At 73.5% G+C, this 24,653-nt stretch carries 27 protein-coding genes; 13 read left to right on the top strand and 14 right to left on the bottom strand.

The window, feature by feature from the left end; all coding sequences use genetic code 11:
• Positions 1-18: 18 nt before the first annotated feature.
• The 3 genes from O7606_RS13175 to O7606_RS13165 form a co-directional block, all read right to left on the bottom strand.
• Entirely contained in the window at positions 19-873 is an 855-nt protein-coding gene (locus O7606_RS13175; RefSeq protein ID WP_281594314.1) for an aldo/keto reductase, read from the bottom strand.
• 394 nt (positions 874-1,267) lie between these two features.
• Positions 1,268-2,467 (bottom strand): endonuclease, encoded by a 1,200-nt coding sequence (locus O7606_RS13170; RefSeq protein ID WP_281594313.1) that lies wholly within the window; start codon positions 2,465-2,467, stop codon positions 1,268-1,270.
• A gap of 124 nt (positions 2,468-2,591) precedes the next feature.
• Complete coding sequence (locus O7606_RS13165; RefSeq protein WP_281594312.1) at positions 2,592-3,029, bottom strand: DUF2690 domain-containing protein; 438 nt, start codon at positions 3,027-3,029, stop codon at positions 2,592-2,594.
• 194 nt (positions 3,030-3,223) lie between these two features.
• Here O7606_RS13165 and O7606_RS13160 point away from each other — a divergent pair, with 194 nt between their 5' ends.
• From O7606_RS13160 to O7606_RS13150, 3 genes are all read left to right on the top strand, one after another.
• Entirely contained in the window at positions 3,224-4,837 is a 1,614-nt protein-coding gene (locus tag O7606_RS13160; protein WP_281594311.1) for a hypothetical protein, read from the top strand.
• Positions 4,838-4,881: 44 nt separating this feature from the next.
• Complete coding sequence (locus tag O7606_RS13155) at positions 4,882-5,415, top strand: helix-turn-helix domain-containing protein (protein ID WP_281594310.1); 534 nt, start codon at positions 4,882-4,884, stop codon at positions 5,413-5,415.
• A gap of 90 nt (positions 5,416-5,505) precedes the next feature.
• Entirely contained in the window at positions 5,506-6,996 is a 1,491-nt protein-coding gene (locus O7606_RS13150) for a serine hydrolase domain-containing protein (protein WP_281594309.1), read from the top strand.
• A 55-nt stretch (positions 6,997-7,051) separates the two neighbouring features.
• Here O7606_RS13150 and O7606_RS13145 read toward each other — a convergent pair whose 3' ends face one another.
• From O7606_RS13145 to O7606_RS13130, 4 genes are all read right to left on the bottom strand, one after another.
• Positions 7,052-8,458: an amino acid permease gene (locus tag O7606_RS13145; protein WP_281594308.1), complete on the bottom strand. Its 1,407-nt coding sequence runs from the start codon at positions 8,456-8,458 to the stop codon at positions 7,052-7,054.
• Positions 8,459-8,594: 136 nt separating this feature from the next.
• Positions 8,595-9,296, bottom strand: coding sequence for a hypothetical protein (locus tag O7606_RS13140; RefSeq protein ID WP_281594307.1), 702 nt, complete (start codon positions 9,294-9,296; stop codon positions 8,595-8,597).
• Positions 9,297-9,403: 107 nt separating this feature from the next.
• The gene (locus O7606_RS13135; protein WP_281594306.1) at positions 9,404-10,183 is read right to left on the bottom strand and encodes an ABC transporter permease; all 780 of its coding nucleotides are present in this window, start codon (positions 10,181-10,183) and stop codon (positions 9,404-9,406) included.
• A 5-nt stretch (positions 10,184-10,188) separates the two neighbouring features.
• Positions 10,189-11,088: an ABC transporter ATP-binding protein gene (locus tag O7606_RS13130; RefSeq protein ID WP_281599408.1), complete on the bottom strand. Its 900-nt coding sequence runs from the start codon at positions 11,086-11,088 to the stop codon at positions 10,189-10,191.
• Between the two features lie 133 nt (positions 11,089-11,221).
• Between O7606_RS13130 and O7606_RS13125 the strand changes: the two genes are divergently transcribed.
• From O7606_RS13125 to O7606_RS13115, 3 genes are read left to right on the top strand one after another with little or no spacing between them, the layout of a single operon-like run.
• The gene (locus tag O7606_RS13125; RefSeq protein ID WP_281599406.1) at positions 11,222-12,484 is read left to right on the top strand and encodes a histidine kinase; all 1,263 of its coding nucleotides are present in this window, start codon (positions 11,222-11,224) and stop codon (positions 12,482-12,484) included.
• Positions 12,463-13,230: a response regulator transcription factor gene (locus O7606_RS13120; RefSeq protein WP_281599649.1), complete on the top strand. Its 768-nt coding sequence runs from the start codon at positions 12,463-12,465 to the stop codon at positions 13,228-13,230. Before O7606_RS13125 ends, O7606_RS13120 begins: the two co-directional genes overlap by 22 nt.
• A gap of 42 nt (positions 13,231-13,272) precedes the next feature.
• The gene (locus O7606_RS13115) at positions 13,273-13,446 is read left to right on the top strand and encodes a hypothetical protein (RefSeq protein ID WP_281599405.1); all 174 of its coding nucleotides are present in this window, start codon (positions 13,273-13,275) and stop codon (positions 13,444-13,446) included.
• Positions 13,447-13,693: 247 nt separating this feature from the next.
• Here O7606_RS13115 and O7606_RS13110 read toward each other — a convergent pair whose 3' ends face one another.
• The 5 genes from O7606_RS13110 to O7606_RS13090 all read right to left on the bottom strand — a co-directional run bounded on the left by O7606_RS13110 (position 13,694) and on the right by O7606_RS13090 (position 16,260).
• The gene (locus O7606_RS13110) at positions 13,694-13,930 is read right to left on the bottom strand and encodes a winged helix-turn-helix domain-containing protein (RefSeq protein WP_281599404.1); all 237 of its coding nucleotides are present in this window, start codon (positions 13,928-13,930) and stop codon (positions 13,694-13,696) included.
• Positions 13,931-14,136: 206 nt separating this feature from the next.
• Positions 14,137-14,328, bottom strand: coding sequence for a DUF4926 domain-containing protein (locus O7606_RS13105; protein WP_281599402.1), 192 nt, complete (start codon positions 14,326-14,328; stop codon positions 14,137-14,139).
• A 3-nt stretch (positions 14,329-14,331) separates the two neighbouring features.
• The gene (locus O7606_RS13100; RefSeq protein WP_281599401.1) at positions 14,332-15,519 is read right to left on the bottom strand and encodes a DUF6883 domain-containing protein; all 1,188 of its coding nucleotides are present in this window, start codon (positions 15,517-15,519) and stop codon (positions 14,332-14,334) included.
• Between the two features lie 31 nt (positions 15,520-15,550).
• Positions 15,551-15,862 (bottom strand): type VII secretion target, encoded by a 312-nt coding sequence (locus tag O7606_RS13095; protein WP_281599400.1) that lies wholly within the window; start codon positions 15,860-15,862, stop codon positions 15,551-15,553.
• Positions 15,859-16,260: a YbaB/EbfC family nucleoid-associated protein gene (locus O7606_RS13090; RefSeq protein WP_281599399.1), complete on the bottom strand. Its 402-nt coding sequence runs from the start codon at positions 16,258-16,260 to the stop codon at positions 15,859-15,861. The genes O7606_RS13095 and O7606_RS13090 overlap by 4 nt, the downstream gene beginning before the upstream one ends.
• A 149-nt stretch (positions 16,261-16,409) precedes the next feature.
• Between O7606_RS13090 and O7606_RS13085 the strand changes: the two genes are divergently transcribed.
• From O7606_RS13085 to O7606_RS13070, 4 genes are all read left to right on the top strand, one after another.
• Entirely contained in the window at positions 16,410-17,834 is a 1,425-nt protein-coding gene (locus O7606_RS13085) for a DUF234 domain-containing protein (protein WP_281599398.1), read from the top strand.
• Positions 17,835-17,917: 83 nt separating this feature from the next.
• Positions 17,918-18,283 (top strand): hypothetical protein, encoded by a 366-nt coding sequence (locus O7606_RS13080; RefSeq protein ID WP_281599397.1) that lies wholly within the window; start codon positions 17,918-17,920, stop codon positions 18,281-18,283.
• Between the two features lie 142 nt (positions 18,284-18,425).
• On the top strand, positions 18,426-19,061 hold the full coding sequence (locus O7606_RS13075; protein ID WP_281599396.1) for a hypothetical protein: 636 nt from the start codon (positions 18,426-18,428) through the stop codon (positions 19,059-19,061).
• Between the two features lie 49 nt (positions 19,062-19,110).
• A complete protein-coding gene (locus O7606_RS13070; RefSeq protein ID WP_281599395.1) occupies positions 19,111-19,575 on the top strand; it encodes a PPOX class F420-dependent oxidoreductase in 465 nt (154 codons plus the stop codon).
• A 766-nt stretch (positions 19,576-20,341) separates the two neighbouring features.
• Here the strand turns inward: O7606_RS13070 and O7606_RS13065 are convergent.
• Positions 20,342-20,983: an NAD(P)H-binding protein gene (locus O7606_RS13065; protein WP_281599394.1), complete on the bottom strand. Its 642-nt coding sequence runs from the start codon at positions 20,981-20,983 to the stop codon at positions 20,342-20,344.
• 107 nt (positions 20,984-21,090) lie between these two features.
• Positions 21,091-22,323 (bottom strand): serine hydrolase domain-containing protein, encoded by a 1,233-nt coding sequence (locus O7606_RS13060; protein ID WP_281599393.1) that lies wholly within the window; start codon positions 22,321-22,323, stop codon positions 21,091-21,093.
• A gap of 65 nt (positions 22,324-22,388) precedes the next feature.
• Between O7606_RS13060 and O7606_RS13055 the strand changes: the two genes are divergently transcribed.
• The 3 genes from O7606_RS13055 (at position 22,389) to O7606_RS13045 (ending at position 24,624) form a co-directional block, all read left to right on the top strand.
• Positions 22,389-22,982: a pentapeptide repeat-containing protein gene (locus O7606_RS13055; protein ID WP_281599391.1), complete on the top strand. Its 594-nt coding sequence runs from the start codon at positions 22,389-22,391 to the stop codon at positions 22,980-22,982.
• Between the two features lie 240 nt (positions 22,983-23,222).
• Positions 23,223-24,149 (top strand): hypothetical protein, encoded by a 927-nt coding sequence (locus O7606_RS13050; protein ID WP_281599389.1) that lies wholly within the window; start codon positions 23,223-23,225, stop codon positions 24,147-24,149.
• Positions 24,150-24,243: 94 nt separating this feature from the next.
• Positions 24,244-24,624 carry a hypothetical protein gene (locus O7606_RS13045; RefSeq protein ID WP_281599388.1) on the top strand — a complete coding sequence of 127 codons (381 nt, stop codon included), beginning with the start codon at positions 24,244-24,246 and terminating at the stop codon, positions 24,622-24,624.
• The last annotated feature ends 29 nt before the right edge of the window (positions 24,625-24,653 follow it).

Here is a 24,653-nt window from a genome sequence, read left to right as displayed (position 1 = left end):
CCCTTCCTTACGCGCGACTCAGGCGGGAAGGTAGTCGAAGGTGTCCGGGTGGGCGCCCTGACGGCCGGATTCGCCCTGGTCGAGAGCGGTGATGCGGTCCATGTCGGTCTCGTCCAGGCTGAAGTCGAAGAGTTGGAAGTTCTCCGCGATCCGGGCCGGCGTCACCGACTTGGGAAAGACGATGTCGCCGCGTTGGATGTGCCAGCGGAGCACCACCTGGGCCGGGGTGCGCCCGGACCGCTCGGCGATCTCGGTGATCACCGGGTCGGGCAGGACCTTGCCCTGGGCGATCGGCGACCACGCCTCGGTGACGATGCCGTGCGCCCGCCCGTACGCGCGGACCTGCTCGTTGCCGAGGTACGGGTGCGCCTCGACCTGGTTCACCGCCGGCACGGTCGACGTCTCGGCAGCCAGCCGCTCCAGGTGCGGCACCTGGAAGTTCGACACCCCGATCGACCGGGCCCGCCCGTCGGCCTTGAACTCCTCCAACACCTTCCAGGTGGAGACGAAGTCACCGTCGTAGCGGGTGGGCAACGGCCAGTGGATCAGGAACAGGTCGATGTAGTTGACTTTGAGTTCGTCGAGCGTCGACTGGAACGCCCCGCGGGCGTCCTCCGGGCGGTGGAAGGCGTTGCTGAGCTTGCTGGTGACGAAGACCTCCTCCCGTTCCAGCCCGGAGGTGCGGATCGCCTGCCCCACCTCGGCCTCGTTGCCGTACATCTGGGCGGTGTCGATGTGTCGGTAGCCGACCCCCAGCGCCTCCCGTACGGCGGCGACGGTGTCGCGCGGCGCGATCTGGAACACCCCGAAGCCGAGCTGCGGGATGGTGTTGCCGTCGTTGAGCGTGATGTCCGGAATCGGGTTGGTGGCCATGCCACTCCTTCTGCGCCTCGTCGGTGTCCTGGCCTGTCGTACCCCGACGGCGGAGTGGCTCACCTGCCACGGCCACATACCCTCCCGGCCACCTCGCGCCGCTGGTCGTCCCGGCGTGGCCCGGCGTGGCCCGGCCGGCGGTGGCCGCGGCCCGGTGGCAGGTAGGTTCCGGTTGCCTGTCGAGCTGCCCCGGATATGGGGCAGCTCGACAGCGTCTCGGCAACGCATGCCTGACCGTCGGCGCGCCCAGGGCGACGCCGCTCGCGGGCGCGCCCGGCGGAGGTGGGTCGCCACCGGCCCGGCCGGGGGCACGGGCAGGGGCAGCGAACGGCGGTCACCGGCGTGCCCGGGGCAGCGCCGGTGACCGGCCGTGGCCGCAGCGGTCCGGTGGCGGTCAGCCCCAGATCGAGGCGGCCCACTCCGGGTGGTCGACGAACGGGTTGCGGTTGCCCTGCCAGCGTTCGAAGATCCGCTGGTTGCGCCGCTGCTCGAAGCTGTCCGGCGGGTCGGCCCGGTGCCATTGGAGCAGCACCGACATCTTGCCGTGGTACGGGGCGGTCCCGTTGTTGACCGAGTTGTTCAGCTCCAGGTTCGGCCAGCCGTCGTTGCCCTCGTACCGGATCGTCATGTACATGAGCATGCGCGCGACGTCGCCCTTGACCGCGTCGCGCGGCTCGAACGAGTCGGCGTCGGTGTAGTTGCCGGGGGCCTCCGCGATCGGGCTGCCGCCCAGGTCGAAGTCCTTGTTGCCGCGGGTGGAGTTGACCGACACGTCGGTCGGGCGCAGGTGGTGCACGTCGGTGCCGGGGCCGGTGGCGGTGCCGAAGTCGCCGTGCGACTTGGCCCAGACGTGCTCACGGTTCCAGTCGTTCGCGCCGCCGCCGTTGCTGCTCTTGCTCTGCGAGCGTCCGGTGTAGAGCAGGACGACGTTGTTCGGGTTCGCCGGGTCCTGGTCGGTGTCCTTGAGCGCCTCCCACGCCTGGTCGTACGAGAGCCGGGTGTGCGCCTTGATGATCGTGTGCAGCGAGCCGCGCAGCGCGGCGCCGGTCTTGCCGATCGCGGCGGCGTAGTACGTCGAGTCGTAGTCGCCACCGGGGACGGGTGTGCCGGTCGGGCCCGGCGTGGGCGTCGGGCTCGACGTGGGGGGCGGCGTGGTGGCGCCGCCGAGGCTCATCGCGGTCGGGTTCTTCAGCCCGCCGTGGCTGAAGTACGCGGTGAGCGCCCCCGTCGTGGTGACCGCCCTACCGCGCAGGCCCGGGTTGGTGAGCAGCCCGAACTGGCTCCGGTACGCGGCGGTGACCTGGACGTAGAGCATCCGGCCGGTGCTGGTCTCGGTGGCCGAGTCGGCGATGGCGAGCGCCGTGTCGGCGGTGAAGCCGGAGGTGAGCACCGTGCTGCTCGCCGTCGGCTGGCCGATCACGTAGCCGGTGACGGTGGCGGCGCGGCCGTCCTGGGCGGCGAGCGCCTGGGCGACGGTGAGCGTGGTCGCGGCCGACGCCGAGGTCGCCACGACGGGCGCTGCCACGACGACGACCAGGGTGAACGCGGTGACCAGCCGCCCGGATCGCGAGCGGACGATACTCCGGATATTCATACTCAGCGATGTTATAGGTGGCGGTGTTAACGGCGGGAGATCCACCGGTGAATCCACGACGCCCGGCCGTCCGAGGCGCCCCTCGGACGGCCGGTTCGATCTGACTGGCCAGAGCCTGTGGTGGTCAGACCCAGGCGGTGTACGTGGAACCGGCTTCGGCCCGACAGGCGAGCGACGGGCTGTAGATCATCGCCGTCCACCGGTAGGAACCGTTGGAGCCGCTGTAGCTGTGCTTGTACCCGGTGCTCTGGACCACCCAGAGCGGCCCGGTCCAGCTGCCGCCGATCCGAGCCCAGTTGGTCTGGCAGGACGGGGACCAGCGCAACTCCACCAGGTAGCTCCCGGCCCAGGCCGAGGCGACCGTGTAGGCGCCGGCGCTGCATCCCATGGCCTCGGGGTCCTGGCCGGAGCACCAGTCGCCGTAACAGCCGGCCTGCACGGCGGGCGCGCCGACCGGCGCGTCGCCGATCGTGGCGGCGACGGCCGGGTTGACCGGCAGGAGGAAGGCGGTGATGGCGAACAGGGCCGTCGCCACCACGGTCGAAAATGAACGTCTGGTCACAGGAACTCCTCGGACGCTGGCGGAGATCTGACACCGGCCGGTTCGTCGCGCGCGCCAGACTGACGGTACGCATCGACCCTCGTCGTGCGAGATCCATCGCAGCGGGACAAACGTGCCGCAACGGGGGTTGTGTCGATCTACCTTTCGTGCTTCCGGTCGGGCGGCGCGAACTCCGGACGCTGGGGTGGGGTGTGGTGGGAGACACGGTCGACCGGATCGCGTGGCTGCTGCGTACCAACCGGTTGCTCGGCGGCGACCGGAGCTGGAGCCGAGCCGGACGATTCGCGGCCGCGTTCCGGGGCGGGTCCTGGCCCACGGCGGCGAGCGAGAGTCGGATCTCCCGGTGGGAGACCGGCGTCGTCAGGCCGCCCACGGCGGCGATCGCCCGCTACGAGGAACTGCTCGCTCTGCGGCCGGGCACCCTGACCAGCACCGTCGATCTCCTGTGGAGATACTCGGCAGGCCGGGGAGAGGCGGTGCGCTGGGCCGCCGCCCCGCGCGTCCCACCGCCGGTGGGAGCGGACCCGACGGCTGGCGAGGAGCGGTTGGAGGACCTGCTGGAACGGGCCGCCTCCACCGCGTCGATGTCCGGACCACAGTGGACCGAGCTGTCCCGGCTCGTGGTGGCGCGGCCGGGCCTGATGGTGTTCCCCCGGTCCTACCGTTCCCGAGTGATGGAGCGTCTCGTCCGCGAGACGATCATCTCGCACGACCTGTCGTGGCGGCAGCGGTTCGAGGCGCTGAACCGCCTGCTCGGCCATCCCTCCTGCGGCCCGGCGGCGGTGGCGGCGCTCGCCAGTCTGGGCGCGGACCGGGAGAACCAGATCTTCATCGAGACGATCAGCGTGTTGGACGCCAGTCGTCACCCGGACGCCGGGCGCGTGGTCCTGGCGCAACTGACCGACCCCACCAACGATCGGGCGCTGTGCGGCGCGCTCCTGGCCTGTGAGCGGAAGATTCGCTTCGTCCACTTCGCCCCGGAGCAGCTCGACGTGATCGCCGATGTGGTGCGGGATCTCCTGACGGATCCGGCGCACGCTGACGACGCCCGAGTCCTGGCCTCGCTCCTGAGCCGCCGGGGCTACCGTTTCCCCGGGGTGGGTCGGGGGCATCTGCCGCCCCGGCCGGGGGCGGGCCTGTCGGGTCTATCGGGCCCACCGGTGACCGGTCACGGCGGGCGGCCGCTGTCACCGGCCGACGCGGCCACCGCCACCCGGGTTGCTCGGGCCACCGTGGCGCTACTGGGCGACGAGCCTGCCCCGGCGCTGTTCGCAGTGTTTGTCGGGTTGGTGGCGGAGCTCCTCTTCGATCCGCTCAGCGACACCCGGATGTACGCGACGATGCTCGTCGCCGCGACCCCGTTCGGGGTTCCGCTGGCGCGGGTGCTCGCGGACGAGCTCGACCCGGCGCGGACCGAGCGGCTGACGCGGAACGTCCGGCTCGTCACGGCTCTGCGGGTGCTCGGTGGGGCGGAGCAGCGCCCCGTCGTCGAGGGCATCGTCACTGCGCCGCGTCTGCCGTCGGAGTTGAGCGCCGCGGCGTGCTTCGCTATCGGACATCTGGGGGGCGTCAGTGATCGCCGGTTCTGGGGCGCGGCGCTGCGTCGGCACGTGGACGCCTGGAGGCGCACTCGGGACGCCGCCGCGTTCACCGCCGTCACCGGCCTCGTCTACAGCCTCGGCGTCTCCGGCCAGCAGGGGTACCTGCGGCGGCTGCGGGACGCCCCGGGGCTGCCCGACCCGGCCCGGCGGGCGGCGACCTGGTGGCTCGACATCCCGGAGCACGTACGGGTCAGCGTCACCCACTGATCGCCGACTTGTACGAAGTTACGTATCTTCGTAGTATCAGGGTCATGGCATCACTGGAGGACCGGGTGGCCGCGCTGGAGGCGCAGGTCGCCGAGCTGCGTGAGCAGGTCACAGCCGACCCGGCCGCGACCGTGCCCGCCGCCACCGCGCCCACCACCGCGCCGGACGCCGACGACGTGTTCTGGGCGCTGAACGGCCTCAAGCAGCGGCTCCCGGCCGGGCACCCCGGCGCCGTCCTCTACACCGGCGCCGTCGACCTCGACGGTGAGCGGTACGACTGGCAGTACGGCCTGCCCGTCGACGACGTGCTCGCCGGTGACTGGGCCGACTCCGCCGCCGTGCTGACCGCCCTGGCCCACCCCGTCCGGCTGCGCCTGCTGCGCGAGATCCTCGGCGGCCGGCGCGGCACCGCCGAGCTGGCCGAGATCGAGGAGCTCGGCACCACCGGCCAGCTCCACCACCACCTGCGGCAGCTCACCGCCGCCGGTTGGCTGCGCAGCGCCGCCCGCGGTCGCTGGGCCGTCCCCCCGGACCGGGTGGTCCCCCTGCTCGCCATCCTCACCGCCGCCCGCCGCTGACCCCGTCCGCCACCGATCCGCGGCCCCCCGGTCCACCGCCCGCCCGCCCGTCGGGTCGGGCAGGACGGGCGCGGCCGGAAGGAGTTCGCCGTGCGCAAGCTGAGCGCCGCCACCGCCACCGCCACCGCCACCGCCACCGTCGTCGGACTCGTCGTCGGCGTGATCGGCCTGGTCGGGATGCCCCGACCGCCGCGCCTGCCCGCAGCCACCACCGGCGACGCCGAACTCGCCGCCGCCGTCCGGGACGCCGCCGGGGACACCGAGGGGCTGCGCGGGCTCTCGGTGGCCCTGGTCGAGCCCGGCCGCGTCCGGGTCGCCGGGCTCGGCGCGCGGGACACGGGCGGCGCGCCCGTCGAGGCGGACACCGCCTTCGAGATCGGCTCGGTCGGCAAGGCGCTCACCGGCATGCTCCTCGCCGACCAGGTCGCCGACGGTGTCGTACGCCCGGACGACCGGCTGCGCGACGCGTTGCCGGCGGTCACCGGCCCGGCCGGCGAGGTGACCCTGGCCGAGCTGGCCAGCCACCGCTCCGGGCTGCCCCGGGTGCCGATGCCGTTCCCGACCGGCCTGGCGAAGGTGTGGTGGGCGAACCTCGCCGCCGCCGACCCGTACGCCGGGCAGGACGTCGACTGGCTGGTCCGGACCGCCTCCGACACGGAGCCCGGCGACGGGCGGGGCGAGGTGCGCTACTCCAACTTCGGGGCGGCCCTGCTCGGGCAGGCGCTCGCCGCCAAGGCCGGCGTCAGCTACCCCGAGCTGCTGGACCGGGAACTGCTCGGCCCGCTGGGACTCAGCCGTACCGGCTTCCACCTGGACGGGGCGGCCCTGCCCGCCGGGCACGCCGAGGGCAGCCGGGCCGCCGGTCGACCGGCCGACGCGTGGACCGGTTCCGGCTGGGCGCCGGCCGGTATCGGTCTCTGGTCCACCGCCGGTGACCTCGGCCGGCTGGTCACCGCGCTGCTCGCCGGCGCCGCCCCGGGAGCGGACGCCACCACCCCACGCTTCACCGAGGACGACCGCAACCGCGTCGGGTACGGCTGGTTCACCACCCGGCACGGCGACCGCGAGGTCGTCTGGCACAACGGCGGCACCGGCGGCTTCCGGGCGTACGTCGGCGTCGACCGGGCCGCCGGGCGCGGCGTGGTGGTGCTCGGCAACACCGACCGCCGGGTGGACGCGATCGGGCTGCGGCTGCTCGACGTACCCGAGGAGGACCTGGCCGGGACCGACGGCGTCGGCCTGCCCGGCTGGGTCGGGGTGGGCCTGGCCCTGGCGCTCAGCCTGATGGGCGGCTGGTCGCTGGCCACCGTGGCCCGGCGTGGCCCGGACCGGCTGACGCTGGTCGGCACGGCCCTCTCCGCGCCGGTGCTGCTGCTGTTGGCGTACCGGCTGGGGGAGTGGACGCTGGCGCCCGGCTGGGTGTGGGCGCTCGGCTGCGCGGCGAGCGCGGCGGCGCTGGTGGCGGCGGCGCGCCGGTGGCCGGGCCTGCCGCTGGTGGCCGGCGTGCCGCCCTGGCGGCGCTGGGCCGGGCTGACGGTCGAGGTCGTGTTCGTCGTGCTGGGCCTGCTGGTCGCGTTCTGATCGGACGGACGGACGCCGTCCGGACGTCTACCGTGCCGGACGGCGTCCGTCCTGCTCACCGCAGGCGGGAGCGGCGGTAGCCGTAGAGGGCGTAGACGAGGGCGCCGATCAGGAACCAGACCGCGAAGCGCAGCCAGGTCTGGGCCGCCAGGAAGGTGATCAGCCACAGCGAGAAGATCGCCCCGAGGGCGGGGACGACGGGCATCCCGGGCAGCCGGAACGTGCGCGGGGCGTCCGGGCGGCGGTAACGCAGCACGATCACCGCGACGCAGACCACCACGAACGCCAGCAGGATGCCGATGTTGGTCAGCTCGGCGGCCTCCCGGATCGGCAGGAAACCGGCGATCAGCGCGGAGCCGACCCCGACGATCCAGGTGACCCGGCTCGGCACCCGGCGCACCGGGTGCAGCTTGGCGAACCAGGCGGGCAGCAGGCCGTCGCGGCTCATCGAGTACCACACCCGGGTCACCCCGAGCATGAAGGTGAACATCACCGTCAGGATGCCGATGATCGCGCCGACCGCGATCACGCTGGCCAGCCCGGAGAGCCCCACCGAGGCGAACGCCGAGGAGAAGCCGCTCTCCGCGTCGATCTCGGTGTAGTTCTGCATGCCGGTCAGCACCAGCGTGGCCAGCACGTACAGCACCATCGAGATGGCCAGCGAGTAGATGATGGCCTTCGGCATGTGCCGGCGGGCGTCCTTCGACTCCTCGGCGGCGGTGCTCATCGCGTCGTACCCGAACACGGCGAAGAAGACGGTGGCCGCGCCGGTCAACGCCCCGCCCACCCCGAACGGGAAGAACGGCGAGTAGTTCTCCGTCCGGACGTGGAAGAAGCCGACCACGATCACCAGCAGCACCACGGCGACCTTCAACCCGACCACGAACGTCTCGAACCGGGCCGCGCTCTTGATGCCCAGATTCAGCAGGAACGCGATGAGCAGGCAGAGCAGCACCGCGAACAGGTCCACCACCCGGCCCTCGCCGCTGCCGGGCGCGCCGAGCATCCACTCCGGCAGCGCCACCCCCAGCTCGCCGACGAGGAAACCGAAGTAGCCGGAGATGCCGATCGCCACCACCGCCACGATCGCGGTGTACTCCAGCAGCAGGTCCCAGCCGATGAACCAGGCCACCGCCTCGCCGAGCACCACGTACCCGTAGGTGTAGGCCGAGCCGGCCTTCGGGATCATGCCGGCGAACTCCGCGTACGACAGCGCCGCCGCCGCGCTGGCCACCCCCGCGATCAGGAACGACAGCAGCACGGCCGGCCCGGCCGTCTCGTTGGCGACCGCCCCGGCCAGCGCGAAGATGCCCGCGCCGATGATGCCGCCCACCCCGATCGCGGTGAGCTGCCAGAGCCCGAGCGACCGGGCCAGGCCCTCGTCGGTCTCCTCGGTGATCTCCTCCACCGGTTTGCGGCGGAGCAGTCCCCGGCCGATCGTGGCGCGCCGTTCGGAGGTCATCGTCGTCCCCCTCGTCAATCCATCCCGCTCGATCGAGTGGTGATACCCGTCCATCCAACGGAATTGCCGACCGGGTGGGCAATGCCCCGCGAAAAAAGACGTTTCCCGCCCTGCCGCCACCAGGCGGTCGACGCGGTCAGTCGCGGGGGGCACCATCAGTCGGGTCGACGCCCCGGTACGCGGTACGGCCCCGGACGTACTGGCGGTCGGCCTCGTCCCGGACCACCAGGCCGAGGAGGGCGAGCTCCCGACGCAGGTCGGACGCGTCGTGGCGGCGACGGTGTTCCAGCGCGTCCTGCCGGGCGCGCAGTAACGCGTCCGCCCCGGTCGGCAGGCCGGGCAGGTCCGGCACCCAGCGCCGCCAGTCCGCCCGGTGCGGATCCTGGGTCGTCCACGGGTACCCGTGCGCCTGGAACGCCGCCCGCAGCCGTCGACCGCTCAGGTCGGACTTCTCCCGGACCAGCTCCCCGCCGTCCGGACCGAGCAGGACGAGCTGCCGACCGTCCAGGTGGACGGCCCGGACCGTCTCCCGGGACAGCTCCCGGGTCCGACCGCCGCGCCGCAGGCTCACCCGGTCGACGTCGACCCGGACGACGAGACGTTCCCAGGTGGCGACGCCGGCCAGCGCCAGCCCGGCGAGCACGCCCACGGCGACCGCGCCGACCGTGGCGTACGCCTCGGGCAGCTCGGTCAGCCAGCGGGCCAGCCGCCGCAGCGGACGCCACGGCACCTCGGCGGCCCACGACGCGAAGGCGGCCAGCAACCAGCCGGCCCCCGCGCCGAGCAGCGGAAACCCACCCCAGAGCAGGGCCAGCTCGGCCAGGTCGCCACCGACCACCCGCGTCCCACCCGACCCACCGCTCCGGCCGGAGCCGCCGGAGTCACCGGCTCCGCCGGGCCCACTGGGTCCGCCGGCCCGGTGGGGCCGGGCCGGGTCACGGCCGGTCACGACACCTCGCGCCGCAGCGTCCGGACCAGCCCGGCGGCCAACGGCACGACCAGCCACACCAGCAGCGACACCCCGAGCCGGGCCCACTGGCCGGCGGTCGCGTCCGGCGTGGTGAACGGCAGCATCGTCACCGCCGTGTCCAGCCACTGCGCCGGCTCCCGCAGCGCCCGGATCATCTCGCCGAGCACCGACCAGACGGTGGGCAGCGCGAAGTACAGCACGATCGCCAGCGGCGTGTTAAGCAGCAGCAACCCGAAGCCGATGCCGATCAGCACGTTCGCCACCTGCAACACCACGGCGTGCGCCAGCAGCATGCCGGGCACCGACCAGGTGCCGGCCCCGCCGGTCAGCCCGGCGACCACGGTGCCCGCCGCCGCCACCACGACGCTGGCGACCACCGAGGCGAGCGCCGCCAGCACCACCGCCGCCAGCTTCGCCAGCACCACCCGGTGTCGCGCCGGCACCAGCGCGAACGTCGTCAACGCGGTCCGCTGCGACCACTCCCCGGTGGCGGAGAGGATGCCCAGCACCGGCAGCAGCAGACCCACCGGCAGCAGGGTCGGCTCGAAGAAGACCCGGAAGGTCTGCTCCTCGTCGGGCAGCACGAAGAGCTGCACGACCACGATCGCGGCGGCGGCCGCCACGATCACCGCCAGCAACCACCGGCCGGCCCGGGTGTCGACGAGTTTGCGCAGCTCCACCCCGGTCAACCGGAACAGCGACGGGCGGGACCCGGCCGGGGCGGCGGGACGCGTACCGGGCTTCTCGGCGGTCATCGTGCTCATCGGACGGCCTCTCGGGTCGACTGGTCGGCGGTGAGGGTGAGGAAGAGTTGCTCCAGGCCGCCGCTGCCGGCCGGCCGCAACTCGACGAGCGCGACGCGAGCGTCGGCGGCGGCCTGCCCGACCGCGCCGGCCTCGGCCGCCACCAGCAACCCCCCGTCGGTGCTGCTGGTGGCGTCGAGACCGGCCGTGGTCAGGGCGGCGCGCAGCGCCTGCGGATCACGGGCCCGGACCAGCGTGCCGGCCCCGGCGAGCAGCTCGTCCCGGTCACCCTGGGCGACCACCCGGCCGCCGCCGATCACCACCAGCCGGTCGGCCACCGCCTCCACCTCCCGCAGCAGGTGGGACGAGAGCAGCACCGTGCCGCCCCGGTCGGCGAAGTCGCGCAGCAGGCCGCGCATCCAGAAGATCCCCTCCGGGTCCAGGCCGTTGGCCGGCTCGTCGAGGATCAGGATGCGTGGGTCACCCAGCAGCGCGTGCGCCAGGCCGAGCCGCTGCCGCATCCCCAACGAGTACGCCCCGACGCGGCGTTTCGCCGCCACCGCGTTCAGCCCGACCATGTCGAGCGTGGCCGGCACCCGGGCCGGGTCGACGCCCATCGTCCGGGCCGCGAGGGTCAGGGTCTCCCGTCCGGTACGGCCGGCATGCTGCGCCGACGCGTCCAACAGCACCCCGATCCGCCGTCCCGGGTTGGGCAGCCGCCGGTAGGGCACCCCGTCGACCGTGGCGCTGCCGGACGTCGGGGGCGTGAGACCGCAGATCATCCGCATGGTGGTGGACTTGCCGGCGCCGTTCGGCCCGAGGAAGCCGGTCACCGTGCCCGGTTGGCAGGTGAACGACACGTCCTCGACGGCGGTGTGCCCGCCGTACCGTTTGGTGAGGTTCTCGACCGTGATCATGCCGTCGAGGCTGCCCGGGCCACCCGGCCATCCGCTGCGGCTGAGAGTGTCGACCCGCACCGACCTTGGTCGACGTGGTGATCTCGACTTTGGTCGGTACCGGCACCCCCATGACGCTCCGTAACATGGCGGGATGAGCAGCGCCGTCGCCGTACCCGAACACCCCTGGCTGCTGCCCGGCGGGCTGGCCCGGCCCACGGACCCGGCCCGGCGGCATCCCCGCCGCACCACCCGGGACTGGCTGGTCGACGTCCTGTGCTTCGTGATCGCCCTCGGCTGGGTGCTGCTGGCCACGCTGGATGCCGCCTCCCCCGAGCCGGAGTTCGCCACCGCGCTGCCGTACCGGTGGATGATCCCGGTGGACGCGGCGCTCGGCCTGCTCGTCGCCGCCCTGCTCTGGCTACGCCGGCGCTGGCCGGTGGCGCTGGCGGCGGCCACCCTGCCGCTGAGCGCCTTCTCGATGGCCACCGCGGTGCCGGTGGTGATCATCTACTTCACGGTGGTGGTGCACCGGCGGACCGCCGTGGCGCTGGCGATCACCGCTGGCGGCCTCGCCGCCAACCAGGTCTTCAGCTACCTGCGGCCCGACCCGAACCTGTCGTACTGGCAGACCGCCGCCTGGGGTGTGGTGATCACCGTGGCCGTGCTGGCCTGGGGGATGTTCGTCCGGGCCCGCCGGCAGTTGATCGTCTCGCTGCGCGAGCGGGCCGACCGGGCCGAGGCCGAGCAGCAGCTCCGCGTCGCCCAGGCCCGGCAGACCGAGCGCACCAGGATCGCCCGGGAGATGCACGACGTGCTCGCCCACCGGATCTCCCTGCTCAGCCTGCACGCCGGAGCGCTGGAGTTCCGCCCCGACGCGTCCCCGCACGAGGTCGCCCGCGCCGCCGGGGTGATCCGTGGCAGCGCGCACGCCGCGCTCCAGGACCTCCGCGAGGTGATCGGGGTGTTGCGCGCCGACACCGCCGAGGACGGGGCGCCGGCCGCGCCGGAACGCCCGCAGCCCACCCTGGCCGACGTGCCGGCGCTGGTCGAGGAGTCCCGGGCCGCCGGCGTCCGGGTCGACCTGCGGAACCGGGTCGGCGCGGCTGAGGCGGTGCCGGCGGCGGTCGGCCGCAGCGCGTACCGGATCGTGCAGGAAGGCCTGACCAACGCCCGCAAGCACGCCCCCGGGGCGGGGGTCACCGTCGACCTGGCCGGCGGCTCCGGCGACGGCCTGACCGTCGAGATCCGCAACCGCCGCCCGGTGGGGGAGAGCGTCGCGCCGGACATCCCGGGCGCCGGCACCGGCCTGGTCGGCATCGCCGAGCGGGTCCACCTGGCCGGCGGGCGCCTCACCCACGGCCGGGACGCCGCCGGCGACTTCCGGCTCGCCGCCTGGCTGCCGTGGCCGGCGTGACCGGGCTGCCTGCCGGGGACGGCGTGCCTGGGCCGGCTGCCGGGGCCGCCGCGTCCGAGCCTGGTCCTGCCGCGCCGCCGCCGGTGCGGGTGCTCGTGGTGGACGACGACCCGCTGGTCCGGGCCGGCCTGTCGATGATCCTCGGCGGCGCGCCGGACCTGCGCGTGGTCGGCGAGGCCGGCGACGGCAGCGAGGTGCCCGCCGCCGTCGAGGCGTACGCGCCGAACGTGGTGCTGATGGACATCCGGATGCCCCGGGTGGACGGGCTGGCCGCCACCGAGACCCTGCGGGCCCGCCCCGACCCGCCGGAGGTGCTGGTGCTCACCACCTTCGACGCCGACGACCAGGTGCTCCGGGCGCTGCGTGCCGGGGCGGGCGGCTTCCTGCTCAAGGACACCCCGCCCGCCGAGATCGTGCAGGCGGTCCGCCGGGTCGCCGCCGGTGAGGCCACCCTCTCACCGACGGTCACCCGCCGGCTGATCGCGCACGTCACCACGTCCACCCCGGCCGAGGCCCGCCCCGACCCGCGCCGGGAGCGGGCGCTGCGCCTGCTCGCCGGGCTCAGCCAACGGGAACGCGATGTAGCCGTCGCGCTGGGCCAGGGACGGACCAACGCGGAGATCTCCGCCGAGCTGTTCATGAGCGTGGCCACCGTCAAGGCGTACGTGTCGCGACTGCTGACCAAGCTGGAGCTGAACAACCGCGTCCAGGTCGCCCTGCTCGTCCACGACGCCGAACTCGTCTGAGTTTCCGTCCGGCCACCGCCGGCTACGGTCGCACGATCATCTGTGGCACGGAAGGGACAGCGGATGGCGGACGTCGGGCCGGCGATGGTGGCAGAGGCGATCGAGCGCGCGGAGGACGCCGAGGACGTGGCCGCTGCCCGGGACGCCCTGGCCCGGATCGAGGCGGGTGACGAACCGATCTCCCTGGCCGACCTCCGCGCCGACCTGGAGTTGTAAGTCCTTGCCGGCGGTGCTCGGGGTGGACTGTCGGTGGCGTTCCGGGGCACCGGCGTGAGGTCTGCCGGTGCTGAGCGCTCGGACCAGCTCGTCCGGCGCGTCGGACGAGGGCGAGGGATGGGTGTTCGTTGCCTGTCGAGCTGCCCCAGATATGGGACACGCTCCCGGAGATCCCCCGCGTTGCCCGGTCGAGTCCGATCAACGACATCAGCTGTGCCGGCCGAGCTGAGCTACGTCGGCTTGGCCCTTACGAATGGCGTTCCGGGCGTGGACCGACGAAAGTTCCTACTCCCTGTCGGCCGTGGATCTCTTCCGTTTCGAGCAGGATTTCGACGGCTCGTCGTGCCGTCCCGATGGAGCATTCGTACTTCTCTGCCAGCTCGGGGAGAGTGGGTAGCCTGTCGCCAGGCTTCAGGCTGCCGCTCGCGATGCTCTTGCGGATGTTGTTGAGGATTACGCGATAGGTCGGCACGTACCCGGTCACGGGAGAGTCTCACCATGGCCATTTCGGGCCGACCCGACGGTGAGTGACGCCGACCGCTTGGACGAGAGGTTCGACGCCGTCACCCGACGCGTCATCTTCGTCCAGCCAGCCAGCCTCGTCCGGCTGAACCAACCCCTTCCACCCCACCAGCGGGCGCACAGAATCCCTCTCGAAGCCCGAGGGTGATCAGACCGCGTCCGTGGTGGTCACGGCCTTCGCTGGACCTGCTCCGGTCGCACCGTCGCCACGGCCAGCGTCTCCCCGTCCCCGTCTACGAACTCGACCTCGTACGCCGGCCGTGGCTCCTCGAAGATCTCGACCACGGTTCCCGTGCTGCCTGCTGGAACGTCCGCCTCCGACAGGGACTCCAGCAGGACGACGACATCGAAGAGTTTCAACGCTCAGTCCTTCCTCGGCGGGAACGAAATCGTCGTCAGACGAGGGTTGACGCCATCGGCGTCGGTGATCCACGCCGTCCGTACCGTGATGTTTCCGGTGGGTCCGGCCAACTCGACGTCGACACTCCACCGACGACCGTACTCGTCGGCCCTTCCCGGGATCGGATCACCGTGCCGTACGCCGCTGGCGATCTGCTCTTCGATGAGCGCGGCGTCCTGCGGACCGAGCCCGGTCGCTGCGTTGATCACGCGGTACTTGTTCCTTCCCACCGGGTGGTCGGGGTTCATTGCATACTGGGTGATCTTCCGACTGTCGATGGTTGGGGCGGAGAAGTCCGGGGTCGGGGTGATGTCCGACCCGGTCGGTCCGTCCCGAGGTTCCTGGCTTGCTGGCTCAGGGACCGGACCCGGTCGATCGGCGGGGGTGGGGTGGGGTGGGCGGGTGTGCAGGGTGTGGAGGAGGTCGTCGAGGCGGGTGAGCAGGGGGGCGAGGCGGCGGAGGCTGGTGATCAGGGCGGTGAGCAGGCGGGCGATCTTCGCGGCCCAGCGGGCGGCCAGGGACGACACCTGGGCGACCACCCAGGGGATGCCCGCGCCCAGGGTGCCGCCGGCGATGGCCAGCCACTCCCAGAGGCGTACGGCCAGCACCGAGACGAAATCGGCGATCAGGTCTCTTACGAGTTCGCGGACCAGGGCCACCACCAGGCCGGTGCCGGTGGTGACGGTGGCCAGCGCCTCCGCGCCGTTGCCGAGGGTGGTCAGGGTCCGCTGTTGCCGTCCGGCCTGTTCCCGGTACGCGTCGGCCGCCGCCGAGCGCCAGCCGGCGAGGTCGGCGCGGACCGCCGTGGTCAGGTCCTCGGCCGAGACGCGCAGCGCGCTGGCGACGTTGGTCCAGGTGGCGGCGTACGCGGTGATCTGGTCCGGGTCCCCGGCGAGCTGGTCCAGCGCGTCGGAGAGCGGCTTGACGTGCTCGACCAGCCAGGCGACACCCCACGAGACGAGCTGCCCGAGCGGGTCGACCACGGTGGCGAGGGCGTCCATGCCGGCGGCGAACCCGCCGATCGTTCCGTCGATCCAGGAGCCGGAGCGGAACGCCGCGACCAGCGCGTCCACGTCCTCGGCGAGGCCGATGCCGGACCACGCGGTGGTGCTGTCGACCCGCGCGGCGACAAGCGACTCCGGGACGGTCAACGGTGGAGCCCGGTCAGGCTGAGGCAGGCGGTCACCGGGGTGACCCGAAGCGGTCGGCCGCGTGGGAGTCGGTCTGCGTGTACCGGTCGTCTGCCGCGCGTACCGATCGGGCGGAGTCGTCCAGCGCGTCGCGCGCCTGGCGTAGCGCCTCCTCTGCGCGGGTGTGCAGCGGCGCGAGGAGCGTCGGGAAGCCGGCGCACAGTCGCCCGTACGCCTCGCCGCCCAGCCGGACCTGGCCGGCGGCCGCGACGGCCCGCCCCACGCCGGCCGCGATGGCGTCCAGGTCGCGGGCGTGCCGGGTCAACGCCTCGGGCGGCACGGTCAGGCCGGCAGCGTCGCTCACCGTCGCCGCTCCCCGTCGCCGTCACCGGGTACGGCAGGAAAGCGCCGCTCGTAGCCGGTGAGCACGGCGCGGCCGGTCTCGGTGTCGACGCCGACGGTCGACGCGACGATCTCGGTGACCCGGCCGGTGAGCGTGGCCTGGGCCCGGCGCAGGGTCGCCATGATCTCGTGCTCGATCCGGGCGGCGGGCCAGCCGGTGACCCGGTCGTCCAGGCGCAGGGCGATCAGCGCGCCGGTGCTGTCGACGCGTACCTCGATGAGGCCGTGTCCGCCGGTGGCCGCGCCGGTCAGGTCAGCGACCCGGGCGGCGAGCTGCCGGGCCTGCTCGGCCCGCGCCGAGACCGCCGCCGACCAGTCGGCCACCCACGCCTCGGCGTCGTCCAGATCCCGCCCGAACACGAGTCGCCTCCTCGATCCGCAACAGCCGGGTCAGGGTAGCGAAGCGCGGTCACACCCCGCGACCCCGTGTTGGCGGACGGTAGAGGCTCAAGTTCGGTACACTCATCGGTGAGTGTTTCATTTATGAGGGTATCGGCGGTGAGTGTGTCATGGACGGCTTCGTGGGGCGTAGCCGGGAACTGGGGCTGCTGGACGGGCTGTTGGGGCGGGTGGCCCGCGGTGGCCGGGCGGGGCGGCCGGGGCGGGCCCTGTTGATGCGGGGTCGGCGTCGGGTGGGCAAGTCCCGGCTGGTCGAGGAGTTCGTCGAACGGGCCGGCGTGCCGTACCTCTTCTTCACCGCCTCCGCCCAACCCGCCGTGGCCGCCGACCTCGCCCTTTTCGTCGAGGCGGCGGCGGCCTCGACGCTGCCCGGCGCGGCGCTGCTCACCGCGCAGCAGCCGCGCACCTGGGACGCCGCGTTGACCCTGCTCGCCACCGCGCTCCCCATCGATCGCCCGAGCGTGGTCGTGCTGGACGAGATGCCGTACCTGATCGCCACCGATCCCGGCTTCGAGGGCACCCTGCAGAAGGTCTTCGACCGGGAGCTGTCCCGGCGACCGGTGCTGCTGATCTGCGTGGGCTCGGACCTGGCGATGATGGAGGCGCTCAACGACTACGGGCGGCCGTTCCACCAACGCGCCACCGAGCTGGTCGTGCCGCCGTTGAGCCCGACCGACGCCCGGGACCTGCTGGACCTGCCGGCCGCCGAGGCGTTCGACGCCCACCTGGTGACCGGTGGGCTGCCGCTGATCCTGGACGAGTGGCCGGCCGGCGCGAGCCTGTTCGACTACCTCGCCGAAGCGGTGACCGATCCGACCTCCGCGCTGCTGGTCAGTGGGGAACGTGCGCTGGCCGCCGAGTTCCCGTCCGCCGCCCAGCCCGGGGCGGTGCTCCGGGCGATCGGCTCGGGCGAACGCACGTTCTCCCTGATCATGCGGGCCGCCGGTGACCTGCCGCAGGCGTCGCTGACCCGGGCGCTGCGCACGTTGACCGCCAAGCGGGTCGTCGAGGCGGCGACGCCGCTGTCGACCCGACCGTCCCGGGAGACCCGGTACAGCGTCGTCGATCCGTACCTGCGGTTCTGGCTGTCCTTCCTGGGGCCGTACCTGGCGGAGATCGAACGTGGGCGGGGCGATCTGACGCTGGCCCGGATCAGGGCGAACTGGACGTCCTGGCGGGGGCGGGCGGTCGAGCCGGTGATCCGGGAGGCGCTGCGCCGCCTGCCCGACGGCTTCCTCCCACCGGAGACAACGGTGGTGGGCGGGTACTGGACCCGGACCAACGACCCGGAGATCGACCTGGTCGGGGCGGACCGGGAGCCGGTCGCCCGGCGGATCACGTTCGTCGGGTCGGTCAAGTGGCAGGAGAACCGGCCGTTCGACGGGCACGACCTCGGGCGGCTGCTGGCGCACCGCCACCAGCTCCCGGGCGCGGACGAGCAGACCGTGCCGGTCGCCGTGTCCCGCAGCGGCGGGACGGTCGACGGGGCACGGGTGCTGTCGCCGGACGAGTTGTTGTCGGCGTACCGAAATTGAACTGTGGCCGCTTCCGGGCCGTACCAGTGGGCGAGCGGTGCGGCGCGTCGGCCGTACCGCCGCCGAGCGACGGGAGGCCTACCGTGGGAGTTGGCGAGGAGTCGACGGATCCGATCGACCGGGTGTTGGGCGATCTGCCGCTGCCCACCTCGGTGACCCCCGAGGACGTCCGGATCGCCGTCCGGGCGGTGGTGGTGCACGCCGCCGAGGAGTGGCCGTCCGGGCCCCGGTGCCGCAACGACGGCGCGGCGTACCCGTGCCGGCTGCACCGCTGGGGCCGGCGGGTGCTGGAGACGCACGGTCTCTCCCCGCGTCAGGTGGAGGCGTTGGAGCGGCACGGCAACCCGTTCGTGCACGTGCCGTTCCCGTTCCCGTTCACGCGACCCGGCGCGCCCGGCCGGACGGTGACCGCACCCGCCGTCGCCCCACGCTGGCCCCGCGCGAGCTGATCCGCCGCCCGCCGCCCTGCTCCGCCGACCGGGTCGCCGCCCCGGGTCCACCGACCGCGCCCTCGCCTGTGGGCGGGGCGCGCCGGGACGGCGGGGCGCGATCGGCGGTAACCTCACGGACCGGGGCCGACGGGGAGGTGGCATGGCACGCGGCGGGATCTTCTGCCTGGAAGGCCAGTGGCATCGTGACCTGCACGAGCGGGGTTCGGTGCTGCCGACGCTGGAGCTGCTGGAGCGACTCGGCCGGATCCGGTTCATCCACAAGGACGCGGCCACCCCGGACGAGCTGAACTTCTTCCTCGACCGTTGGCTGCTGAAGCAGTACGCGGACTACCGGGTGGGGTTCTTCGCCATGCACGGCACGCCGAGCCGGCTGCACCTGACCGACTGGCACTCCGTCGAGCTGACCGACGTGGCGGCGAAGATGGCCGGCCGGTGCGACGGCAAGCGGATCTACTTCGGTAGTTGTTCGGTGCTGCGGGCCCCCGACGCGGTGCTGCGCGAGTTCCTGGCGGCCACCGGGGCGGCCCTGGTCTGCGGGTTCACCCGGGACGTCGACTGGGTGGAGTCGGCCGCCTTCGAGACGGTGCTGCTCGACGTCCTGGCCAACGGTCAGCAGCACAACGCCGCCGAACGTCGGATGGGCTCCGCGCACTGGGCGCCGCTCGCGTCGTACCTCGGGTTCCGGGTGATCTACGCCAACGGCCGGGCGTGGCGGCCGACGGTCCGGCCACGGGTGCCCGCCCAGGCGGCGGGGGAGCGCTCCGACGCCCGCTGATGCGGCGTCCTGCCCGGCGGGCGGGGCCCGGCGCTGGTAGGAAGGAGCGATGGCACGCAGCATCGCGACCAACACCCGCGTCGACCGGCCGGGCCTGGTCGACTTCCTCACCCCACGACACCGGGCGGTGCTGATCACCACGCGGGCCGACGGCCGGCCGCAGACCTCGCCGGTGTCGTGCGGCGTCGACACCGCCGGCCGACTGGTGATCTCCACCTACCCGGAACGCGCCAAGGCGCGCAACATCCGGCGGGACGCGCGAGTCTCGGCCTGCGTGCTCTCCGACGACTGGAATGGCCCGTGGGTGCAGGTCGACGGCACCGCGGAGGTGCTCGACCTGCCGGCGGCGCTGGAGCCGCTGGTGGAGTACTTCCGCTGCATCTCGGGCGAGCACCCGGACTGGGACGAGTACCGGCAGGCGATGCTCCGGCAGGGTAAGTCGTTGATCCGGGTCACCATCGACGCCTGGGGGCCGATCGCCACCGGCGGCTTCCCGCCGCGTCTGGCCGACTGACTGACCGGCCGTCCGCGCATACGCCTCGGCGGCGCGCGGTGTCCGACGTGGCGCCGGGGCGAATCGGCCCTTTTCGTCAGTGACGTCGCTTCTCTGGGTCGGCCTGTGATGTCGACTCCGCGCCGTGCCGGACCGTGTTCTCGGGTCGGCCGGGTCTCGTGTCGGCCGGGTCCGGTGTCATCCGGTCTCGTGTCGGCCGGGGCGCCGTGTCGGCCGGGACGCTGGGTCGGCCCGGGCGCTGGGTCGTGTCGCCGGGGTGGACGGGACCCGGTAGCGACGCCGCTCGGGGGACCGGTAGTGCCCCGGAGAGACTGTCGAGCTGCCCCAGATCTGGGGCACACCGGCTGGGCGGACCTGGTGGCCGGAGGAGGGCGGCGGAAGGCCGGAGCGCTGATCGACCGGGGCATTGCACTGGGCGGTCAGCCGCAGCGTTGCACCGGGCGGACGGGCGGCGTTGCACTGGGCGGACGGGCGGCGTTGCACTGGGCGGACGGGCGGCGTTGCACTGGGCGGACGGGGCGGCGCGTCGTACGGGGCGGACGGGCGGTTTTCCGGGGGTCGGAGCGGTGGGCGGGATCATCGGTAGCACAGACGGGGCAGCTCGACAGGAGGTCTGCCCGATACTCTTGCCGACCCGCCGACCCGCCGACCCGCCGACCCGCCGACCCGCCGACCCGCCGACCCGCCGACCCGCCGACCCGCCGACCCGCCGACCCGCCGACCCGCCGACCCGCCGACCCGCCGACCCGCCGACCCGCGTCAGAGTTCAGTAGGCAGCGGTGAAGCGCGTGTTCAGGTGGCGGGGCTGCTCGATCTCGTCGAGCACCGCCACGGCCAGATCCTCGTACGACAGCGCGGAACGGCCCTGCGCGTCGGCGACCGGGTGGTCGCCGCCGGTGCGGTACCGCCCGGTGCGCTCGCCGGGGTGGAACTCCAGCGGAGGCGGCGACACGTACGTCCAGGGCACCCCGTCGGCCGAGGAGCGGTACAGCTCCAGAGCCTCGGCCTGACCCAGCGCCGGGTCACGGTAGCGCTCGGGGAAGTCCGGCGCGTCGAGGAGTCGGGAACCGTCCGGGGCGAGCAGGGTCGCGCCGCCACCGAGGTGGATCACCCGGGGCGGGTGGGGCAGCTCACGCAGCGTCGACAGCAGGGTGCGGGCCGCGTCCGGCCAGAGCGTCCGCCCACCACCGCCGACCGCGACCACCAGGGCGTCCGCCTCCGGCGCGAGCTCGCGTACGCTGCGTGCCGAGGTGACGTCGCCGGTGACCACGCGTACGCCCGCCGGCAGGTACGACGTCGCCTCCGGTCGCCGTACCGCGGCGGTGACCCGGTGCCCCCGGCGGACCGCCTCGGCGGTGATCCGGGAGCCCGCGGTGCCCCCGGCGCCGAACACGACGATGTTGCTCATGGCCGCCTCCCGCCCGCCCGACGTGCTTCGTCTCCCAGGCTAGGGAGCTGGCCCGTCGGCCGGCGGCGGAACGGCCCAGTCCGCCCGGGGCGGCCGGACGGCTGAGCTCAGTCGACCAGGGCGGAGTAGACGAGCTGCCGGAGCTGTGGCCGCAGCGGGTAGACGCTGGACGGCATGAGCTGCGTGAACAGCATCGTGGTGACCTCCTCGACCGGGTCCACCCAGAAGGCGGTGCTGGCCACCCCACCCCAGTAGTACTCGCCGACGCTGCTCGGCAACCGGGACGGCACCGGATCCTGGACGACGGCGAATCCGAGGCCGAAGCCGATCCCCTCGAAGACCGTCTCGGCGAAACCGCCGACGGAGAGCGCGCCCAGATCCTGCCCGCCGGGCAGGTGGTTACGGGTCATGAAGCGCACCGTGCGCGGCCCGAGCAGGCGTACGCCGTCCAGCTCGCCGCCGCGCAGCAGCATCTGGGTGAAGCGGTGGTAGTCGTACGCGCTGGAGATCAGGCCGCTGCCCCCGGCGAGCAGGGACGGCTTCTGTCGGGCGAGGTCGCCGAACTGGTCGTGGCGCAGGACGCGGCCGGTGCGCGGGTCGGGCACGTAGAGCGCGCCGAGCCGCTCGGCGTCGTCCCCCTCGACCCACCACTGCGTGTCGGTCATGCCCAGCGGGCGGAAGATCCGGTCGGCGAGGAAGTCGTCGAGCTGCTGGCCGGAGATCACCTCGATGAGCCGGCCGAGCAGGTCGGTGGCGACCGAGTACCCCCAGGCGGCGCCGGGCTGGAAGAGCAGCGGCAGCTCGGCCAGGGCCGCCGAGGCGGTGGCCAGGTCGACCCCCTCCGGCCAGTGGTTGTCGTAGCCGGCGGCGCGGTAGAGGCCGTCGACCACCGAGGTCTGCATGAAGCCGTACGTCAGGCCGGCGGTGTGGGTGAGCAGGTGCCAGACCCGGATCGGCTCGATAGCCGGCACCGTGTACGGCTTGAGGCTCGAACCCTTCGAGTAGACCCGCACGTCGGCGAACTCGGGCAGCCAGCGGCTGATCTCGTCGGTCAGCTCGAAGCGGCCCTCCTCCCAGAGGATCATGGCGGCGACCGAGGTGACCGGCTTCGTCATGGAGTAGATCCGCCACAGGGTGTCCGGCTGGACCGGCGCCCCGGCCTCCACGTCGCGCAGCCCGTACGTGCTGGAGTGGGCGATCTGCCCCCGGCGGGTGACCACGATCTGCCAGCCGGCGAGTTGCCCGGCGTCGACGTACCGGCCGAAGTGTGTGTCGAGCCGGGCCAGCCGGGCCGGGTCGAAGCCGATCTCGTCCGGGTCGATGTTCCGCGACACGTTCACGCATCCGAACCTACTAGCCGGTACGCCCTACGGAAAGTGTCGGTCGGCTTGTCTACGGTGGGCACGTGCCCGAGCTCACCGAGGACGCCACCTTCCGCCGCGACGACTGGTACGCCGAGGAGATCGTCGACCGGCACTTCGTACGCTGCTCGTTCCACGACGTCGACCTGACCGAGGCGACCACCCGGGGCGCGGTGTTCACCGAGTGCGTCTTCGGCGGGGTGCGGTTCAACGCCTCCCGGCACGTCGACTCGGCCTTCGACAGGTGCGTGTTCACCCGGTGCGTGTTCTTCGACGCCGAGTTCACCGGGTGCAAGCTGGTGGGCAGCGCCTTCACCGAGTGCGAGCTGCGTCCGCTGCGGGTCGACGGCGGGGACTGGTCCTTCGTCACGCTGGCCCGGGCCGACCTGCGTGGCGCGCGGCTGGACGGCGTACGGCTGCGGGAGGTGGACCTGACCGGGGCCGACCTGACCGGCGCGACCCTGACCGGCGCGGACCTCTCCGGCGGCCAGTTCGCCGGGGCCCGGCTGGTCCGCTGCGACCTGCGCGGCAGCGACCTGAGCGCGCTGGATCCGACGCTGGTCGAGCGCCGGGACGCGGTCATCGACCCGGAGCAGGCGCTGGCGCTGGCCCGGGCGCTCGGCTTCCAGATCCGCTGACCGCCGCTGGCCCCGCCGGTTCCGGTCGCCGTCGGGCCTGCTGTGCCGTCTCCTGCCTGGACCGCTGGTCCCGCGTCCGCCCAGCCCGGGTGGGCGGTCCGCGACCGGGTCGCCAGTTGGTGACGGGCGGCCGATGTGGACGGGTACCCTCATGTTCCGCCATCCGGGCCGGGCGACGTGGACCCCCGCGCGTGCCGTGGCCCGAGCCGGCGTGGCCCGGACGGGAGCGGAGGTTCCGTGGTGCGAGTCGGTTCCGACGAGTCCGGGCGTCCGGCGCGCCAACGCGTGGGTCGGACCCGGGTGGCCCTGCGGCGGATCGCCCGGGCCCGGCAGCGTCGCCGCCTCGCGGTGACGGCGCTGGCCGTCGTGGCCGGTGTGGTCGTGCTGACGCCCTGGCTGGTGGCCCACCGGACGCCACCGGCGGACGACGGGGGGCCGACCGCCCCACCGCTGTCCGCGCGCGGGCCGCGCCCGCACGCGCCGACCGCCCTGCCGACCGTCGTGGACCTGGGCGCGGCGCTGCCCTCGCCGGGGCTGCAACCCCGCCGCCGCTCGCCGAGCCCGCCACCGGCCCCGCCGACTCCTTCCCCGACCGTGACCGTGACTCCGGCGCCGGCGGTGTCGCCGCTGCTCACCGTCTCCCGGGCGGAGGCGCCGGCGGTGGTCGACCTGAGCGCGGTGGGGCGGCGCGACTGGGTCCACTGGGGGCTGCGCGGCCGGGACTCGGTCGTCCGCAAACGCGGCGGCACCGGCGAGATCGTCGACCGGGGCGGCCCGGGTGGGCGGGGCGGCCACGACACCAACCCGGAGCTGTTCCGGTGGCGGGACGGCGCGCCGGTGGGCTCGATCGCCGGCACCCCGAACGGGGTCTACACCTGCGGGGTCGGCAACGGGTTCGCGCTGGCCGTCGCCGGTGACGGCGAGGTGCGCACGGTACGGCTCTACGCGGGGCTCTGGATGGCCCGGGGCCGGTTGGAGGCCCGGCTCTCCACCGGCGGCCCGACGACCACGATGCGCATGGAGGACCCGCACACCAACCGCACCGCCGAGTTCACCATCCGGTTCCGTGCGCCCCGTGGGGCGAAGGTGCTGGTGACCTGGACTGTCGAGCACGCGTTCGACACCCGGTGCGGCAACGTCGACCTGCAGGCGGCGGCGCTCGGTTGACCGACGTGACGGCGGGACAGTTTGTCCGTCACCCTGGGTCGACTCGGTCGTAACTTCCGGTATCGAAGATTCGACGATCCTGGGAGGCACGCAGATGAGCACCGGCACCGTCGGTCCCGCCCGTACCGTCAGTCCCGCCCGTACCGTCCGTACCGTCAGTTCCGCCCGTACCGTCAGTTCCGACCGCGCCGGTCGTCCGGCCGCCCGGCGGTCCGCCCCGGAGCCGCCCGGGGACGTGCTGCGGGACATCCCCCTCCCGCCGTACGTCACCGGGGAGGACGCGCAGTTCGCGGTCCGGGCCGTGGTGGTGCACGCGCCACGTCCACGGGCCGGCGGCCCGGTCTGCCGTAACGACGCCAGTCCGCACCCGTGCCGGCTGCACCGGTGGGGCCGGCGGGTGCTGGCGCTGCGCGGCCTGCGTCCGGTCGACATCGACGCGCTCGTCGAGCGCGGCGATCCCGCCGCCGTGGTGTGAGGAAGGGCCCGTTGCCGACGCCGACGCGC

Origin of the sequence: Micromonospora sp. WMMD882 (assembly GCF_027497255.1) — a bacterium.
In the GTDB taxonomy this organism is placed as follows: Bacteria; Actinomycetota; Actinomycetes; order Mycobacteriales; family Micromonosporaceae; genus Micromonospora.
This window is presented reverse-complemented; position numbering and strand designations above follow the sequence as displayed.

What these genes read in the sequence shown, in the direction of transcription:
- O7606_RS13175 (WP_281594314.1), bottom strand. Translation starts at nt 873, where the DNA reads ATGGCCACCAACCCGATTCCGGACATCACGCTCAACGACGGCAACACC.
- O7606_RS13170 (WP_281594313.1), bottom strand. Translation starts at nt 2,467, where the DNA reads ATGAATATCCGGAGTATCGTCCGCTCGCGATCCGGGCGGCTGGTCACC.
- O7606_RS13155 (WP_281594310.1), top strand. Translation starts at nt 4,882, where the DNA reads ATGGCATCACTGGAGGACCGGGTGGCCGCGCTGGAGGCGCAGGTCGCC.
- O7606_RS13145 (WP_281594308.1), bottom strand. Translation starts at nt 8,458, where the DNA reads ATGACCTCCGAACGGCGCGCCACGATCGGCCGGGGACTGCTCCGCCGC.
- O7606_RS13135 (WP_281594306.1), bottom strand. Translation starts at nt 10,183, where the DNA reads ATGACCGCCGAGAAGCCCGGTACGCGTCCCGCCGCCCCGGCCGGGTCC.
- O7606_RS13130 (WP_281599408.1), bottom strand. Translation starts at nt 11,088, where the DNA reads ATGATCACGGTCGAGAACCTCACCAAACGGTACGGCGGGCACACCGCC.
- O7606_RS13125 (WP_281599406.1), top strand. Translation starts at nt 11,222, where the DNA reads ATGAGCAGCGCCGTCGCCGTACCCGAACACCCCTGGCTGCTGCCCGGC.
- O7606_RS13085 (WP_281599398.1), top strand. Translation starts at nt 16,410, where the DNA reads ATGGACGGCTTCGTGGGGCGTAGCCGGGAACTGGGGCTGCTGGACGGG.
- O7606_RS13075 (WP_281599396.1), top strand. Translation starts at nt 18,426, where the DNA reads ATGGCACGCGGCGGGATCTTCTGCCTGGAAGGCCAGTGGCATCGTGAC.
- O7606_RS13070 (WP_281599395.1), top strand. Translation starts at nt 19,111, where the DNA reads ATGGCACGCAGCATCGCGACCAACACCCGCGTCGACCGGCCGGGCCTG.
- O7606_RS13065 (WP_281599394.1), bottom strand. Translation starts at nt 20,983, where the DNA reads ATGAGCAACATCGTCGTGTTCGGCGCCGGGGGCACCGCGGGCTCCCGG.
- O7606_RS13045 (WP_281599388.1), top strand. Translation starts at nt 24,244, where the DNA reads ATGAGCACCGGCACCGTCGGTCCCGCCCGTACCGTCAGTCCCGCCCGT.